Annotated in this window: 16 protein-coding genes, 1 other RNA gene, 1 pseudogene and 1 riboswitch; of the genes and pseudogenes, 9 read left to right on the forward strand and 9 right to left on the reverse strand. The window is 61.8% G+C overall.

Annotated elements, in window-relative coordinates:
• The first annotated feature begins 21 nt into the window (after window positions 1-21).
• A complete protein-coding gene (lgt, locus tag SBC1_RS03955; RefSeq protein ID WP_165087141.1) occupies window positions 22-927 on the forward strand; it encodes a prolipoprotein diacylglyceryl transferase in 906 nt (301 codons plus the stop codon).
• Between the two features lie 86 nt (window positions 928-1,013).
• On the opposite strand, the gene SBC1_RS03960 is transcribed toward lgt, so the two are convergent.
• From SBC1_RS03960 to SBC1_RS03980, 5 genes are all read right to left on the reverse strand, one after another.
• Window positions 1,014-1,739, reverse strand: coding sequence for an SIMPL domain-containing protein (locus SBC1_RS03960; RefSeq protein WP_165087143.1), 726 nt, complete (start codon window positions 1,737-1,739; stop codon window positions 1,014-1,016).
• Between the two features lie 96 nt (window positions 1,740-1,835).
• On the reverse strand, window positions 1,836-2,294 hold the full coding sequence (locus tag SBC1_RS03965; protein ID WP_165087145.1) for an EVE domain-containing protein: 459 nt from the start codon (window positions 2,292-2,294) through the stop codon (window positions 1,836-1,838).
• A gap of 175 nt (window positions 2,295-2,469) precedes the next feature.
• Window positions 2,470-2,651: non-coding RNA, 6S RNA (ssrS, locus tag SBC1_RS03970), on the reverse strand.
• 216 nt (window positions 2,652-2,867) lie between these two features.
• Complete coding sequence (locus SBC1_RS03975; protein ID WP_165087148.1) at window positions 2,868-3,182, reverse strand: cell division protein ZapA; 315 nt, start codon at window positions 3,180-3,182, stop codon at window positions 2,868-2,870.
• Complete coding sequence (locus tag SBC1_RS03980) at window positions 3,179-3,562, reverse strand: ATPase (RefSeq protein WP_165093050.1); 384 nt, start codon at window positions 3,560-3,562, stop codon at window positions 3,179-3,181. Before SBC1_RS03980 ends, SBC1_RS03975 begins: the two co-directional genes overlap by 4 nt.
• A 293-nt stretch (window positions 3,563-3,855) precedes the next feature.
• A riboswitch (cobalamin riboswitch) is annotated at window positions 3,856-4,135 on the forward strand.
• A gap of 98 nt (window positions 4,136-4,233) precedes the next feature.
• Between SBC1_RS03980 and SBC1_RS40475 the strand changes: the two are divergent.
• From SBC1_RS40475 to cobC, 7 genes and pseudogenes are all read left to right on the forward strand, one after another.
• Window positions 4,234-4,410, forward strand: a pseudogene (locus tag SBC1_RS40475) (hypothetical protein); the annotation flags it as partial.
• Window positions 4,411-4,508: 98 nt separating this feature from the next.
• Window positions 4,509-4,691 (forward strand): hypothetical protein, encoded by a 183-nt coding sequence (locus SBC1_RS39745; protein ID WP_241202008.1) that lies wholly within the window; start codon window positions 4,509-4,511, stop codon window positions 4,689-4,691.
• A 23-nt stretch (window positions 4,692-4,714) separates the two neighbouring features.
• A complete protein-coding gene (locus tag SBC1_RS03990; RefSeq protein WP_165987372.1) occupies window positions 4,715-5,707 on the forward strand; it encodes an iron ABC transporter permease in 993 nt (330 codons plus the stop codon).
• Entirely contained in the window at window positions 5,704-6,501 is a 798-nt protein-coding gene (locus SBC1_RS03995; RefSeq protein ID WP_165987374.1) for an ABC transporter ATP-binding protein, read from the forward strand. Before SBC1_RS03990 ends, SBC1_RS03995 begins: the two co-directional genes overlap by 4 nt.
• Complete coding sequence (cobT, locus tag SBC1_RS04000) at window positions 6,498-7,553, forward strand: nicotinate-nucleotide--dimethylbenzimidazole phosphoribosyltransferase (RefSeq protein WP_165087159.1); 1,056 nt, start codon at window positions 6,498-6,500, stop codon at window positions 7,551-7,553. Before SBC1_RS03995 ends, cobT begins: the two co-directional genes overlap by 4 nt.
• A gap of 7 nt (window positions 7,554-7,560) precedes the next feature.
• Window positions 7,561-8,322, forward strand: coding sequence for an adenosylcobinamide-GDP ribazoletransferase (locus SBC1_RS04005; RefSeq protein WP_165087161.1), 762 nt, complete (start codon window positions 7,561-7,563; stop codon window positions 8,320-8,322).
• Window positions 8,307-8,879, forward strand: coding sequence for an alpha-ribazole phosphatase family protein (gene cobC, locus SBC1_RS04010; protein WP_165087163.1), 573 nt, complete (start codon window positions 8,307-8,309; stop codon window positions 8,877-8,879). Before SBC1_RS04005 ends, cobC begins: the two co-directional genes overlap by 16 nt.
• Window positions 8,880-8,882: 3 nt before the next feature.
• Here cobC and SBC1_RS04015 read toward each other — a convergent pair whose 3' ends face one another.
• From SBC1_RS04015 to cobU, 4 genes are all read right to left on the reverse strand, one after another.
• Window positions 8,883-9,791, reverse strand: a complete 909-nt coding sequence (locus SBC1_RS04015) for a cobalamin-binding protein (protein WP_165987376.1) — start codon at window positions 9,789-9,791, stop codon at window positions 8,883-8,885.
• A 135-nt stretch (window positions 9,792-9,926) separates the two neighbouring features.
• The gene (gene cobD / locus SBC1_RS04020; RefSeq protein WP_165987378.1) at window positions 9,927-10,934 is read right to left on the reverse strand and encodes a threonine-phosphate decarboxylase CobD; all 1,008 of its coding nucleotides are present in this window, start codon (window positions 10,932-10,934) and stop codon (window positions 9,927-9,929) included.
• Complete coding sequence (gene cbiB / locus SBC1_RS04025; RefSeq protein WP_165087170.1) at window positions 10,927-11,868, reverse strand: adenosylcobinamide-phosphate synthase CbiB; 942 nt, start codon at window positions 11,866-11,868, stop codon at window positions 10,927-10,929. Before cbiB ends, cobD begins: the two co-directional genes overlap by 8 nt.
• A gap of 1 nt (window position 11,869) precedes the next feature.
• Window positions 11,870-12,406 carry a bifunctional adenosylcobinamide kinase/adenosylcobinamide-phosphate guanylyltransferase gene (gene cobU / locus SBC1_RS04030; protein WP_165087172.1) on the reverse strand — a complete coding sequence of 179 codons (537 nt, stop codon included), beginning with the start codon at window positions 12,404-12,406 and terminating at the stop codon, window positions 11,870-11,872.
• 67 nt (window positions 12,407-12,473) lie between these two features.
• Here cobU and SBC1_RS04035 point away from each other — a divergent pair, with 67 nt between their 5' ends.
• Window positions 12,474-13,961: a cobyric acid synthase gene (locus SBC1_RS04035; RefSeq protein ID WP_165087174.1), complete on the forward strand. Its 1,488-nt coding sequence runs from the start codon at window positions 12,474-12,476 to the stop codon at window positions 13,959-13,961.
• Window positions 13,962-14,001 lie beyond the last annotated feature (40 nt).

Raw genomic sequence — 14,001 nt, forward strand, 5'->3', positions numbered from 1 at the left:
CCCCAACACGTAAATAGAAACATGCTCATTCACCCCAATTTCGATCCCATCGCGCTTCATCTCGGTCCGCTCGCTGTGCGCTGGTATGGCCTCATGTATTTGCTGGCGTTCATCCAATGCATTGTGATTGGACGGATCAGGCTGCGTTTGCCCTACGTCTCGGCGCAGGGATGGACGACGAAGGATATCGACGACATCCTGTTTTACGGCGTGCTCGGCACCATCCTGGGCGGCCGGCTTGGTTATGTGGTGTTCTACAAGTCGAGCTTCTACTTCGCGAATCCGCTCGATATCTTCAAGGTCTGGGAAGGCGGCATGTCCTTCCATGGCGGCATGATCGGCGTGACGCTCGCCATGGTCGTGTTCGCATGGCAAAGAAAGCGCACTTGGCTGCAGGTCACCGATTTCGTCGCGCCGCTGGTCCCGCTCGGGCTTGCGGCCGGGCGCTTCGGCAACTTCATCAACGGCGAGTTGTGGGGCCGCGTGACCAATCCGAACGCGCCGTGGGCCATGCTGTTCCAGAACGCATCCCCCGATGACGCCATCTGGCTGCGCACTCATCCCCAACAGGCCGCACAGTGGCATTTGAACGAGATCTTCGAGCGTTACCAGATGCTGCCGCGTCATCCGTCGCAGTTGTACGAAATCGCGCTGGAAGGGTTTGCGCTGTTTATCGTGATGTGGCTGATGTCTCGCAAGCAGCGGCCGGTCGGCGCGATTTCGGCGGTGTTTCTGATTGGTTATGGCCTCGCGCGCTTCACGGTTGAATTCGCGCGTGAACCAGATGACTATCTCGGTCTGTTGGCCATGAATCTGTCGATGGGCCAATGGCTTTCGCTGCCCATGATCATCGGCGGAATTGGCCTGCTCATCTGGTCGTATCGGCGAGGGCGGGCAGTGCCTTCAGAGTCCGCGAAGCTCTCCTGAACGAGAGATCAGGCTTTACAAATGCCATGAAAAAGCCTCGCACACAGCGAGGCTTTTTTTATATTGCGAGACTTGAACCGAGCGGCTTATCGGTTCATCTGCACCGAACCCGACACGTTCACGGTCACTGTCGAGGTGCCCCCTTCAAGCGCCATGGGTGCCGACATCTTTGCATCCGCGCCCATGTTGCGTGCTGCCATCATCATGACAGGACGCGGCGACGACCCGTTATGCCCGATGTTCACTTCACGGATCGCATAACCGCTATAGCCGAACGCCTGAGCCGAACTCTGTGCCTGCTGCTTGAACGAAGCAATAGCCTGCGTCGATAGTTTCTGCTCGGCGGCGCGTTGTGCTTCTGGCGAGAGCGAGAACGTCACGCTGCCTACTTGCATTGAATCGCTCATCTTGCCTGCCAGCTTGGACGCAGCGGCGAAGTCCTTCGACTCCAGCACGACTTCCGTGCGGCCGCGCCATGCGGAGATGCGGCCATCGCGATCCGTTGACGGGAAGACGGTGAACGAACCGCTGTGCGCAGTGACGTTATCGACACCCTTCGCTTGGCGCAGCGCGGCGTCCGCGCGTTGGTTGAGCACGGTCGTCAATGAGGCCGGGTCCTGCGCTTCCTGCTCATAGAACAGCGTGATGTCGACCACGTCCTGCGGCACGTCTGCGCTGGCCTGTGCCGACAGCGACAACACGCCCGACGGCTGCGCCTGAACGACGCTTTGCGCAAAGGCGCTTTGTGCCATGGCGGCGCCAGCAAGCAGCACAGCGGCTGCCAGTGTGGAAGTGGTGTTTTTCTTTGTCATCGTCTAACTCCGTAAGCATGAGTGCGCGTCATGTGACGCGAAGCTTAGGCGCCTCTCACACGTGCGAAGTTCCCTTCAACGAGGTTACGAGGGGCGTCACAAGAGACGTTCGTTGATAAAGCGCCACTGCGCTTCCGTTACCGGCGTGATTGAAAGGCGATTGCCTCGGGCGAGCACTTGCATGTCGGCAAGCTCCACGTGATCGCGTAGCACGGCGAGGGGAATGAGCGGTGTCTTCTTCACGAAGTGAACGTCGACGAGCAACCAGCGCGGTTTTTCCGGCGATGACTTGGGATCGTAGTAGTGGCTGGAGGAATCGAATTGAGTGGGATCGGGATAAGCAGCCGACGATACCTTCGCGATGCCTGCGATTCCCGGTTGCGGACAGCTCGAGTGATAGAACAGCACGCCGTCGCCAATCTGCATGCCGTCGCGCATGAAGTTGCGTGCCTGGTAATTACGCACGCCGGTCCACGGCAAGGTTTTTTTCGGCGCGTGAGCGAGATGGTCAATACTCGCTTCGTTCGGTTCCGACTTCATCAGCCAGTAGTGCATGAATGTTTTCCATGGAGAAAGGCGCCGAGCAAAGAAGCATGCACGATGCAGGATTCACGATGCAAAAGAAAACGGCGCCGGAGAAGCTCCAGCGCCGTTAGTCCATTCAGTCAACTCAACCGCTTGCCAGCATGCGCAACCCAAACGCAAAACACAAATACGCATGCTGTTTAAAAGGGTCCCCGCCCAAGCCGCTAGGCCGGCATCCTGAACCTGGGTTCAAGATTGGTCGCAGTAAGCAGCACCTTGGGCTCATCAGACAGAGTGACGCGCTCGCCAGTGCTACAAGATCCCGCAACCGTGCGCAATGGCATTGGTTCAAGGAATATATGACCTTGGCAAACCAGGCAGGGAGCAGTCACTTTACACCAATCGACGGCACGATGCAGCAATGATCCAGGAAAACTTGGTGGTGGCCGATGAATTTGTTAAATGCATCAAAACGCGGAATCGTGCCAGGACTCCGGCAACAAAATAACATCCGCACATTAGCTTGCGCGTCAAGCATTTAAAGCAAATTTCAGCCGCTACACGCTTACTATCAGAAGGTCATTGCCGCAACTAAGTTGGCAACTACAGTGCTTCGTATTGTGAAATCACAACGCCCAGTTGTTCATTCATTTGATGCATAGTGCGGCGAATTTCTTCGGCCGGGAATGCTTCGCCGTGACGCACGCTGTTTTGCAGTTTGAGCAATTCCGACGCCAGCGACAACGCCGCCATCACCGCGATCCGATCCGTGCCGCGCACGCTGCTTGCGTTTCGCACTTTCGACATTTCCGCATCTACGCGAGCCACCGCTTCGCGCAACGCGCCCTCGGTTTCCGGTGAACACGCGAGCCGGTACGGCGCGCCGAGAATGGATACCTCGATCTGTTTTGTCGTCATGCTTTTTCCCCGTGATGGTGTGATTCTTCATGCAACGCACCGTGCGCCGTGTCGGCGGTATCCGGTTCGATGCCGCCATCGGGAGGCAAAAGGGCAAGCTGGTTATCCGGCTCCGGTGCAGCCTTCGCACGCGGCAATTTTTCGAGAATCGCGTTGAGACGAATCTGAGCGTCGTCAATTTTGGCCGACAGCGAGTCGCGCTCCGCCACCAGTGCGTCGCGTTCTTCGCGCATGGCCGCAAGTTCGCCCTGCGTGTTGGCATAGTCGGCGCGCAACTGTTCAAGTTGCTGGGCCAACGCGTTGTGAGCTTGATGATGGCGTTCGCTGATCTTGATCAGCCGGCCGATATTCTGTGACAGTGATTCGAGTTCGTTGAGCATGTGCTGCGTCCTCTTAAGACCTCGCATTTTAGCGCGCTTCTCAGGCGCTTCAGAAATTTGGTTCGTTTCCAGACGTAACAGCAGTCGGTCTTCAAAGCATGGGCGCGGCCCTTTATTTGTAGGGGGAAACGTTTTATAGGGATTCATTTTCCCATTCATTCAGGCGTGCGAGCGTTCTTCGGAATATCGCGCGGGAGCCTTTAAAACAGGGGTAAATCGAATCATCGAACCACGGTACGAACGGTCTGTACGCCTGCATTGTCGCGCTTTCTTGACGGGCCATTGTGCCGCTCTTAAACTCCCGCCACCCAGGCGCTCGTGCGTGCCTGCCCGCAGCCAGTTGAGCGGAGGCAGGGAGCAAAGGCCATCCGGACGAGCCGACCTGCGCTGCCCCCGCAACGGTAAGCGACTCCAACGCAAGTTGCAAGCCGGTCCCGGCGCGGGCTGTACAACAGGTTTCACCACTCGAAATGGCGTCCGGCAGGACGTGGATTTGTCACTGCGCGTCCTCGCGCGGGAAGGCGGCCCGATGCATCGCCAGCCCGGATACCGGCTTTGAGAGGAACATGGGCCTCGCTGGCTGCGTTCGGGGGCATGGACTTGCGCGGCGCGTTGCTCATGCATCAACCGGACCTTCTCCCGTCATGGTTTCACCTACTGCTCGCGCCGTGATGCTGTCCGGCGGCGTGCCTGATACGCAGATTACGCGCCAGGGCTGCCCGGATGGATCGGCGAGATGGTTCTTGCGCGGCGCATCGTCAGCTCGGTCGTTTGTGCGGATCAATGGCGAGAGGAAGAAATCGGTGGGACGTGGTGCAACGCAACGCTCGCAACGGATGCCCGATGACGCAGAAGCGGTCAACGGCAGTGGGTCCGCCCTGTATGGAATGAATACCGGTGGCGGCGTGGTGCAGGTCTTCACCAGGAAACGTGGCGCTTATCTGCCGTGCTGCAACCTTCGACGATCTGTACTATCCGTTCAGCGGCAATCCGTTGGATCGTCCCAAGCGTCGCCATTCCGTGGGGCGGCGCGCTTATCAATAACCTCAGCAACCTCGTCAACAAGGACTATCAGCTTGCGCATCCGTACAACACGCCGCGTCGAGGTACCTCGATCATGCCCGGCTGACAGCCGCGGTGAACGTTAAACGCATGAACGCCCAGCGCGCCTTCATGGTCTGGACCGGGCTTGCTCTGGCGGCGCTCGCTGTGTTCGTGGCGTCGCTGGCGCTGGGGAGTATTGCCGTGTCGCCGCTGCGGGTGATGCAGGCGCTCGCGTCCCGGTCGACTGACGTGATCGATGAAATCGTGCTCAGCCTGCGCTTGCCGCGCGCACTCGGCGGTTTTGCGGCGGGTGCCTTGCTTGGCATGGCCGGCGCATTGCTGCAGGTCTTGCTGCGCAATCCGTTGGCGGAACCGTATGTGCTTGGCGTATCGGGTGGCGCGGCCGCGTTCGCACTCGCCGCGATGTTGTTCTCCTTGTCGTGGTGGAGCGTCGACGTTGCCGCTTTCGCGGGCGCGTTCTTGTCGATACTGCTGGTGCTCGGCCTCGCCCGGCGCGAGTTGTGGCGTGGGGAGCCGCAGGACACATCGCCGAGATTGCTGCTGACCGGCGCGGTGATCGCGGCGGGGTGGGGCGCGTTGATCACGCTCATGCTCGCTATCGCCCCGGAGAATCGTTTGCGTGGCATGGTGTTCTGGCTGACCGGCGACCTGAACGGCGTCGCAACGCCATGGACCGCTTTGATTGCGCTGGTGATCGCGTTGATCGCGATCGTGCCGGCCGCGCCTCAGCTCAACATTCTGCTGCGTGGCGACGTAGCGGCAGAGGCGCTCGGCGTGCGTGTCGTGCAGTTGAGAGTGCGTGTGTATCTCGTTGCGTCGCTGGCGGCGGCCGCTGCGGTGACGACGGCGGGGACCATTGGTTTTATCGGGCTCGTGGTGCCGCATGTGTTGCGGCTCGCGTTCGGCAACGATCAGCGCATGCTGCTGCCTGCATCGGCGCTTGCCGGTGGACTGGCTGTGATGGGAGCGGACCTGATCGCGCGCACGGTGATCGCGCCGGCGCAGTTGCCGGTGGGCGTCATTACCGCGCTGACCGGCGTGCCGGTGTTCTTGTGGATGCTCCTCAGGCGCGCGCCATGAACGGACTTCAGATCACCAATCTCACGTTGCACGCAGGGAGTCGCGTATTGATCGCGGAGCTCACGCAGACCTTCGCGCCGGGCGAAATATGGTGCGTCGCCGGTCCGAACGGTGCCGGCAAGACAACGCTGATTGCGGCGATGGCGGGAGTATCGAAGACGGCATCGAATGCGATTTCACTCGATGGAAAAGCGTTGAGCGCGTGGGGCGCGAGCGAACTCGCCCGCCGCCGCGCGTTGATGCCGCAAGCCACGCACGATGCGTTCAGCGCCAGCGTACTAGATACCGTCATGCTCAATCGCTTTCCTCATCTGACCGGCTGGGGTTGGGAAAGCGACGCCGACCGCGTGGCGGCGCACGCGGCGCTCGATATGCTCGGCCTCGCTGAGTTCGCTGCACGCGATGTCCTGTCGTTGTCAGGCGGCGAACGTCAGCGCGTGGCGCTGGCCGCGACCTTGTGCCAGGACGCTCCATTGTTGCTGCTCGATGAACCGCTGGCGCATCTCGACGTGCATCATCAGATCGATTGTCTCGAAGCGTTGAGCGGCTGGGTCAGGTCGAAACAACGCAGCGTGATTTTCTCGTGTCACGATCTGAACCTTGCCCGGCGTTTTGCCACGCATGCTTTGCTGCTCGATGGCGCCGGCCACACGCATGCCGGCCCTGTTCGCGATGTCCTCACGCCCGAGCGTGCCGGCGCCGCGTTCGGTTATCCGCTTACCCTGATCCAGCAGGACGGTCACGAAGCGCTCGTGCCCGTGATGCGTTCAACCTCTTCTTACACATCACTATGAACGACACACTTCCCCGTCCTGAACCGCTCGATCGATCGATGGCGGCCGAGCTGCAACATGTGATCGATACGAAGACAAAACCGCCCGGCAGTCTCGGCCGGCTCGAATCGCTCGGGCTTCAGATCGGGCTGATTCAACAGACGCTGCGGCCGCGTATCGAGCGTCCGGCGATCATTGTTTTTGCTGGCGATCATGGGATTGCAGCCGAGGGCGTGAGTCCGTTCCCGCAGGAAGTTACGGTACAGATGGTCGCGAATTTCATCGCGGGCGGGGCGGCGATCAATGCGTTGTCGAAGGCGTCGGGCATGACGCTTGAAGTGGTGGACGCAGGCGTGGCGAGTGCTTCGTCGGTAGCGCCGGCGGCAGGATTCGTCGATGCAGCGATCCGGCGCGGCGGTACGCGCAACTTCGCGCACGAACCGGCCATGACGCATGATGAAGCGTTGCAAGCCATTGAGCGAGGGGCTGCGCGCGTGCGTTTTCACGCGGCGCTCGGGACCAACGTGATTGGCTTCGGCGAAATGGGGATCGCGAATACATCGGCGGCGGCGTGTCTGATGAGCCGGATCTGCAACGTTGAAATTGAGGCGTGTGTGGGACGCGGCACGGGCCTCGATGACGCCGGCTTGAACCATAAGCGCGATGTGCTTGCTGCAGCTTTAAAAAAACACGCTGCATCCACCGATCCGCTCGAGACGCTGGCCACTTTCGGCGGCTTCGAAATCGCGATGATCGTAGGCGCTTTCCTCGCGGCGGCTGAAGCGCGCATGACGATTCTCGTCGATGGTTTTATCGTTACGTCGGCGTTGCTTGTGGCCCATGCGCTTAACCCGGCTGTGCTCGACTACTGCGTGTTTGCGCATGCATCGGATGAGACGGGGCATCGGCGGATGCTGGAGCATTTCAACGCCGCACCGTTGTTGCAACTTGGGTTGCGCTTGGGCGAAGGAACCGGCGCCGCGCTCGCGTTGCCATTGTTGCGCGCGGCGGTGGCGTTTATCAATGAAATGGCGAGCTTCGAATCCGCTGGTGTGTCCGACAAGGCAGTGTGATCCTGTCATGAACCGGCCATCGCAGGAACTGCGCTACTTCTTCACCGCGCTCGGGTATTTCACCCGCGTGCCGGTACCGCGTTGGGTCGGTTTCGAAGCGCATTATCTGAACGCGGCAGCGCGCTATTTTCCGTTGATCGGTGCAATGGTCGGCGGGCTTGGCGCGGTCGTTTATCTCGCCGCGCTGCAGGTGTTTCCGGCAGGCGTGGCGGTGTTGTTGTCGATGGCGGCAACGCTGCTTGTCACCGGTGCGTTCCACGAAGACGGCCTCGCCGATTGCGCCGATGCCTTCGGCGGCGCGACCACCCGCGAGGACGTCTTGCGCATCATGCACGACTCGCGGATTGGCGCTTTTGGTGCCATTGCGTTGATCGTCGTGCTTGCGCTGAAGTGGCAGACATTGGCTACGATGCTGCCGTTGCGTACCGCATGGATGATCGTCGCGGCGCATGCGGCAAGCCGCACGTTTGCCATCAGCTATCTCTGCACGCTCGACTATGTACGGGCCGAAGGCAAGGCGAAACCGGTCGCGCAGAAGATGAGTGCGGGCGCGTTTCTGTTAGCTGCCTTGTTCGGATTGCCCTGGCTTTTCTGGCCCGACTGGCGGCTTGGATGCGTGATGATCGTGGCGCTTGGTGTGTTGCGTTTTGCCATGGGGCGATATTTCGTCAAGCGTATCGGCGGTTATACCGGCGATTGCCTCGGCTTCGCGCAGCAAATTTTTGAACTCGCTATCTACCTGATTGGACTCGGATGGATCTCGTCCTGATTCGCCATCCGGCTGTTGGTATCGACACCGGGATTTGTTATGGCCGCACTGACGTCCCGCTTCTGGGCGATGCGACTGATGCAGCGCGTTTGTTGGAGGATCGTTTGCAGCTGCTGAAAGTGCCTGCGTTTGAAGGTGTCTGGCATACAAGTCCGTTAAGCCGATGCCGTTTGTTGGCCGAAGCATTAGGTCCTGTCCAAGCTGATGCGCGTTTGCAGGAACTCGATTTCGGCGCATGGGAAGGGCAGCGCTGGGATGGTCTTGATCGTGCAATGATCGATGGCTGGGCAGAGGATCTTGAACACGCACGCGAGCATGGCGGCGAGAGTGTCGCGCAGTTCGCCGAGCGCGTGGTGGGTTGGGCCGAATCCGTTTGTACCGCCAGTACCACTGGTCCTGTTCACGCGGTGACACATGCCGGCGTGATACGCGTACTGACTGCTCATCTACTCGGCGTCCCGCACGCGAACGCGATCCAATGGCCGCTGGATTTTGGCGCGATCGTCTGGTTGAAACGCGTGCGCAATGAGTGGCTGCTGGTGCGCTGGAACGCCTGATCTCTACTTCGGGCGCCGCGTTCTGGCTACTTCCAGGTCTTCACACAACGTGGCCGCTGCGAGCGCGAGACGCGGTGTCGGCCGGTTGATCAGATCACCGTCTATACCAAACAGATTGCCGCGCGCGACCGCCTTTAACGAAGGCCATTTGCGCCACGCATCCAGCGATGGCAACGCATGCTCTGAACTCGTCGCGCCGGGCGTGGCTGTCACGATTGCTTCGGGATCAGCTGCCAGCACGGCTTCGGTCGAGATGGTGGGCACCAACGGTTTCAGGTCGGTGAACACGTTGTGGCCGCCGCATAGATCGATCACTTCACTGATGATGTGCGTCCCGTTGAGCGTCATCAGCGGGTCGTCCCAGACCTGGTAAAACACGCTCACCGGCGGCCGGTTCGAATAACGCGCCCGCAAGCCGGCGATGTCGTGACGGAATGCATTCGACGCCTTGTTCGCCTGAGCCGATGTCCCGAGCAGCACGCCAAGTTTATCGATGGTGACGGGGATATCGTCCAGCCTGTGCGGCTCGCTGAAAAACATCGGCACATGCAGTTCGCGCAATCGGTCGATCTGCCGCATCGCATTGCCGTGACGCCAGACGACGATCAGGTCGGGTTTCATCGCGACGATGCGTTCGAGGTCGAGCGATTTGTTGTCGCCAACACGCGGGACGCTTTTGGCTTGCGGCGGGTAGTCGCTATAGCTGACCGCTCCTACCACGCGCGCACCGCCGCCCGCAGCAAACAGGAGTTCGGTGACGTGCGGCGCGAGGCTCACGATGCGCTGTGCCGGGGCGGCGAGGGTGACGGTGGCGCCAGTGTCGTCAGTGACGATGAGGGCTTCGGCGCGGGCTTGGGCCGATGCAAAAATCGCGGTGATAAAGGTCAGCGTGAGGAGGTGGCGCAAAGTCATGAGGTGTGTTGGTTCGGGTGCGTCATGCATGGCGAGCGCTGCATACGAAGCGGGTTTTGTGATCGATACATGAGTACGCGAGCTTTTGTTCGAGAACGCGGTGGGTGGACCGCTGGGCGTGAAGAGCTCGATCGTTCAGCGGATCGCGTTCACGGCGGCAATAAACGCTTCGTCAAACCGCGCCCATTCCTCTTCCGATCCCGTCAAACCAATCCGCAAACTCGGTAACGCGCCGTGCTCGAAGAGACGTGTCCAAATTCCGCGCGTAGCCAAAGCGTGCTGTAACGCCGCTGCTTTGCTGGTCTCGAACCATACAAAAAGCGGCGTTGCATGAGGATCGAAACCTTGACTGCGGATCAGCGCTGCCAGCCTTGTGCTATCCCGAGCCAGCGTGGCGCGAGTGTCGGCTTGCCATGAAAGATCATTGAACGCTGCCTGTACCGCGTGTCGTGCCGGACCGCTTACGGTCCACGCACCGAGTGCTTCAGAAAGCGCATCGCGTAAGGGTGCCGCCGCGAGCACAAACCCTGCGCGAATCCCGGCCAGCCCATAAAACTTGCCGACCGAGCGCAGCACGACCAACCCCTCCCGCCCGCTCTCCGATGCCAACGACATGGCCGGATCGCCGTAGGCATCGGCGAATGCTTCGTCAACGATCAACGTGCCACCGCGCGCTGCCAATTGCGCATGCCACCGCAGCAGCACACCACGCGTGATACGTTCGGTCGTCGGATTGTTAGGATTCGCAATGATCACATGATCGATGTCATCCTTCAATTCCGTTGATGCCACATCGAGGCCGACTACCCGATGCCCGGCGCCTTCGAACGCAGGCCCGTATTCGCCGTAGGTCAACGGCGCAACGGCCGCAACGCCGCGTTTCAACACGCCCGGCAGCGCACGAATCGCCGCCTGACTACCCGCGACGGGCAGCGCTCCTGGCGCTCCATAGTGACGCGCTGCAAGCTCGGCCAGACCGTCGGCGTCTTCGGGTAAGCGACGCCATGCATCCACGGGCACGGGCGGGACCGGATACGCCCGCGGATTGATCCCCGTCGATAAATCCAGCCAGTCGCCCAGCGCGATTCCGTATCGACGCGCGGCTTCCCGCAGATTCCCGCCATGCCGGATGGGATCAGCCATGAAACCCCACGCCCGTGAAAGCCAGCACCAGCAGCACGGCGAGCCAGAGCATCGTCGTGCGCTCAACCAGCCGCATTGCCGCCACCACGTGGCGCGGCGAGGCCGTCATTCCAAACCCGAGCACGGGCCGCGTTTCCAGCGTGCCGTGATAGATGGCGGGGCCGCCGAGCAACACGTTCAGGCTGCCAGCGCCTGCGGCCATCACCGGCCCCGCGTTCGGGCTGTCCCACAGCGGCGCCTGCGTGCGCCAGCAGCGCCACGCGGTACGTGTATCACCGAGGAGGGCGTAACTTGCCGCCGTGAGCCGCGCGGGCACGAAGTTCAGGACATCGTCGAAACGGGCGGCTGCCCAGCCGAATCGCAGATAACGCGGCGTCCGGTAACCCCACATTGCATCGAGGGTGTTGGCAAGGCGGAACATCAACGCGCCCGGGCCGCCCGCGATGACGAACCAGAACAGCGCACCGAAAATCGCGTCGTTGCCGTTTTCCAGCGCGGATTCCACGGCGGCACGGGACAGCGCGGCTTCATCGGCGTTTGTAGTGTCGCGTGAGACGATCCGCGCCGTCAGCTTTCGCGCCGCGGCCAGATCGCCGAGTCCGAGCGCGCGAGCGATGGGCACGATGTGGTCGCGCAGGCTTTTGGCGCCGAGCGAGAACCACAGCAACGCGACATGCACGGCACACGCAGCTGCAAACGGCAGCACGCTCACGAGAATCCAGCTCACCGCCACCGGCGGCACGACGGCCAGGAGCCACGCGAGAATACCGGCTGGGCGTGCCCGGAACCCTGTATTCAGCTTTGCTTCGATACGCGTGGCAAGCCGCCCGAACGCGACCAGCGGATGCCGTGTGGCTGGTTCGCCGAAGATCCGGTCGATCACAACGCCCGCAATGGCGAGCATCGCCGTGGCGTAGAAGGAGAGCAGCAGCATGTCAGCCTTTGAGCACGAGCGGCAGGCCGGCGACCATCATGGTCACATGCGTGCTCGCGGCGGCGACGCGCTGGTTGAGCCGGCCGAGTTCATCGACGTAAAGGCGTGTCACCGATCCCATTGGCACCACGCCCAGGCCGATCTCGTTGCTCACGATGATTACCTTGCCGCGCACGTTTGAAAGCGCGGCGTCGAAGTCGCCGAAGGCTTGCAGCGGCGGGCCGTCGGGTGTGCTGCCATCGGCGGGGAACAGCAGGTTGGCGAGCCATAGTGTCAGGCAGTCGATCAGCACCACATGCCCCTCGCGATCCAGTTCGCGAAGCACGCCGCCCAGATCGAGCGGCGCTTCGACCAGCGCCCAATGCGACGGCCGGCGTTCGCGATGCTGTTCCACGCGCACAGCGAATTCGGCATCGCCAATACGCGCCGTCGCCACGTAAGTAACGGGCAAGCCGCTGTCGGCGGCCAGCCGCTCGGCGTACGCGCTCTTGCCCGAGCGCGCGCCGCCGAGAATGAAGGTGAGGTCGGGTGGAGTCATCGCAATATTGTACCGGCGGGCGCTACCATAGCGGCTTCCCAGAGAACCGATGGCGACGGAAACCCTCATGCAATTTGCACCGCGCGGCACGCTGATGATCCAGGGCACGACCTCCGATGCCGGCAAGAGCACGCTGGTCGCAGGCTTGTGCCGGCTCGCGCGGCGCGGCGGCAGGAAAGTGGCGCCGTTCAAGCCGCAGAACATGGCGCTCAACAGCGCCGTGACGGTCGACGGCGGCGAGATCGGCCGCGCGCAGGCGCTGCAGGCAATGGCGGCGGGCGTGGACGCGGAAATCGACTTCAATCCCGTGCTGCTCAAACCCACCAGCGATCGTGGCGCGCAAGTGATCATCCACGGCCACGCGCATGCCAATCTCGACGCCCGTGCGTATCACGAGTACAAAACCGTCGCCTTCGAGGCCGTTCTCGCCTCGTACGCCCGGCTTCAGCAGCGTTTTGACGCGATTATCGTGGAAGGGGCGGGAAGCCCGGCCGAGGTGAACCTGCGGGATCGCGACATCGCCAACATGGGGTTTGCCGAGCGCGTGGATTGCCCGGTGGTGCTGGTGGCGGATATCGACCGCGGCGGCGTGTTCGCCCATTTGCTCGGGACGCTCGCGTGTTTATCGGAGACGGAAAGGGCGCGGATTCGCGGCTTCGTGATCAACCGTTTTCGTGGCGATATCAGCCTGTTGCAGCCCGGCCTCGATTGGCTCGAAGCGCAGACTGGCAAGCCGGTGCTTGGCGTGGTGCCCTATCTGCATGGCCTGACGCTTGATGCCGAGGACATGCTGCCGAGCCAGTTGCACACGCGTGGCGAAGCGGGCGGCGAGGTGCTGAAGGTGATCGTGCCGGCGTTGCCGCGTATCAGCAATCACACGGATTTCGATGCGTTGCGCGCCCACGCGCAGGTCGATTTTTCCTATGTACGTGCAGGGACGGCGCCGCCGCCGGCCGATCTGATCGTGCTGCCGGGGTCGAAAAGCGTGCAACGCGATCTGGCGTGGCTGCGCGAAAACGGCTGGGATCGCGCGATAGAGCGGCATCTCCGATACGGCGGCAAGGTGCTGGGCATTTGCGGCGGCATGCAGATGCTCGGCCGCACAGTGGATGACCCGCAGGGGTTCGAAGGGCCGGCTGGCTGCGTGAATGGCCTGGGCCTGCTGGATCTCGATACCACGCTGACGGCGGACAAGCTGCTCGACAACGTGACGGGCCGGTTGACATTAGGCGCAACGGGCATCGGCCCCGCGCCCGTGCGGGGCTACGAGATCCACATGGGCCGCACGACGGGCGCGGCGCTCGCCCGGCCGGCCGTGATGCTTGATGGCGAGCGTCCTGACGGCGCGATTTCCGCCGATAATCAGATCGCCGCGACCTATCTGCACGGCATCTTCGATACCCCGGAAGCCTGCGCGGCGCTGCTCGAATGGGCGGGTTTGCGCGAAGCCGCGGCGCTGGATTACCCGGCGCTGCGGGAGGCCTCCCTGGACCGTCTCGCCGATACGCTCGGGCAAGCGCTGGACCTGGACGCCCTCGGTTCGATGTTCGCCTGAAGGCGGCAGGGGCAGGGTGATATCAACAATCGGGTACACG

Source organism: Caballeronia sp. SBC1, from assembly GCF_011493005.1.
GTDB lineage: Bacteria > Pseudomonadota > Gammaproteobacteria > Burkholderiales > Burkholderiaceae > Caballeronia.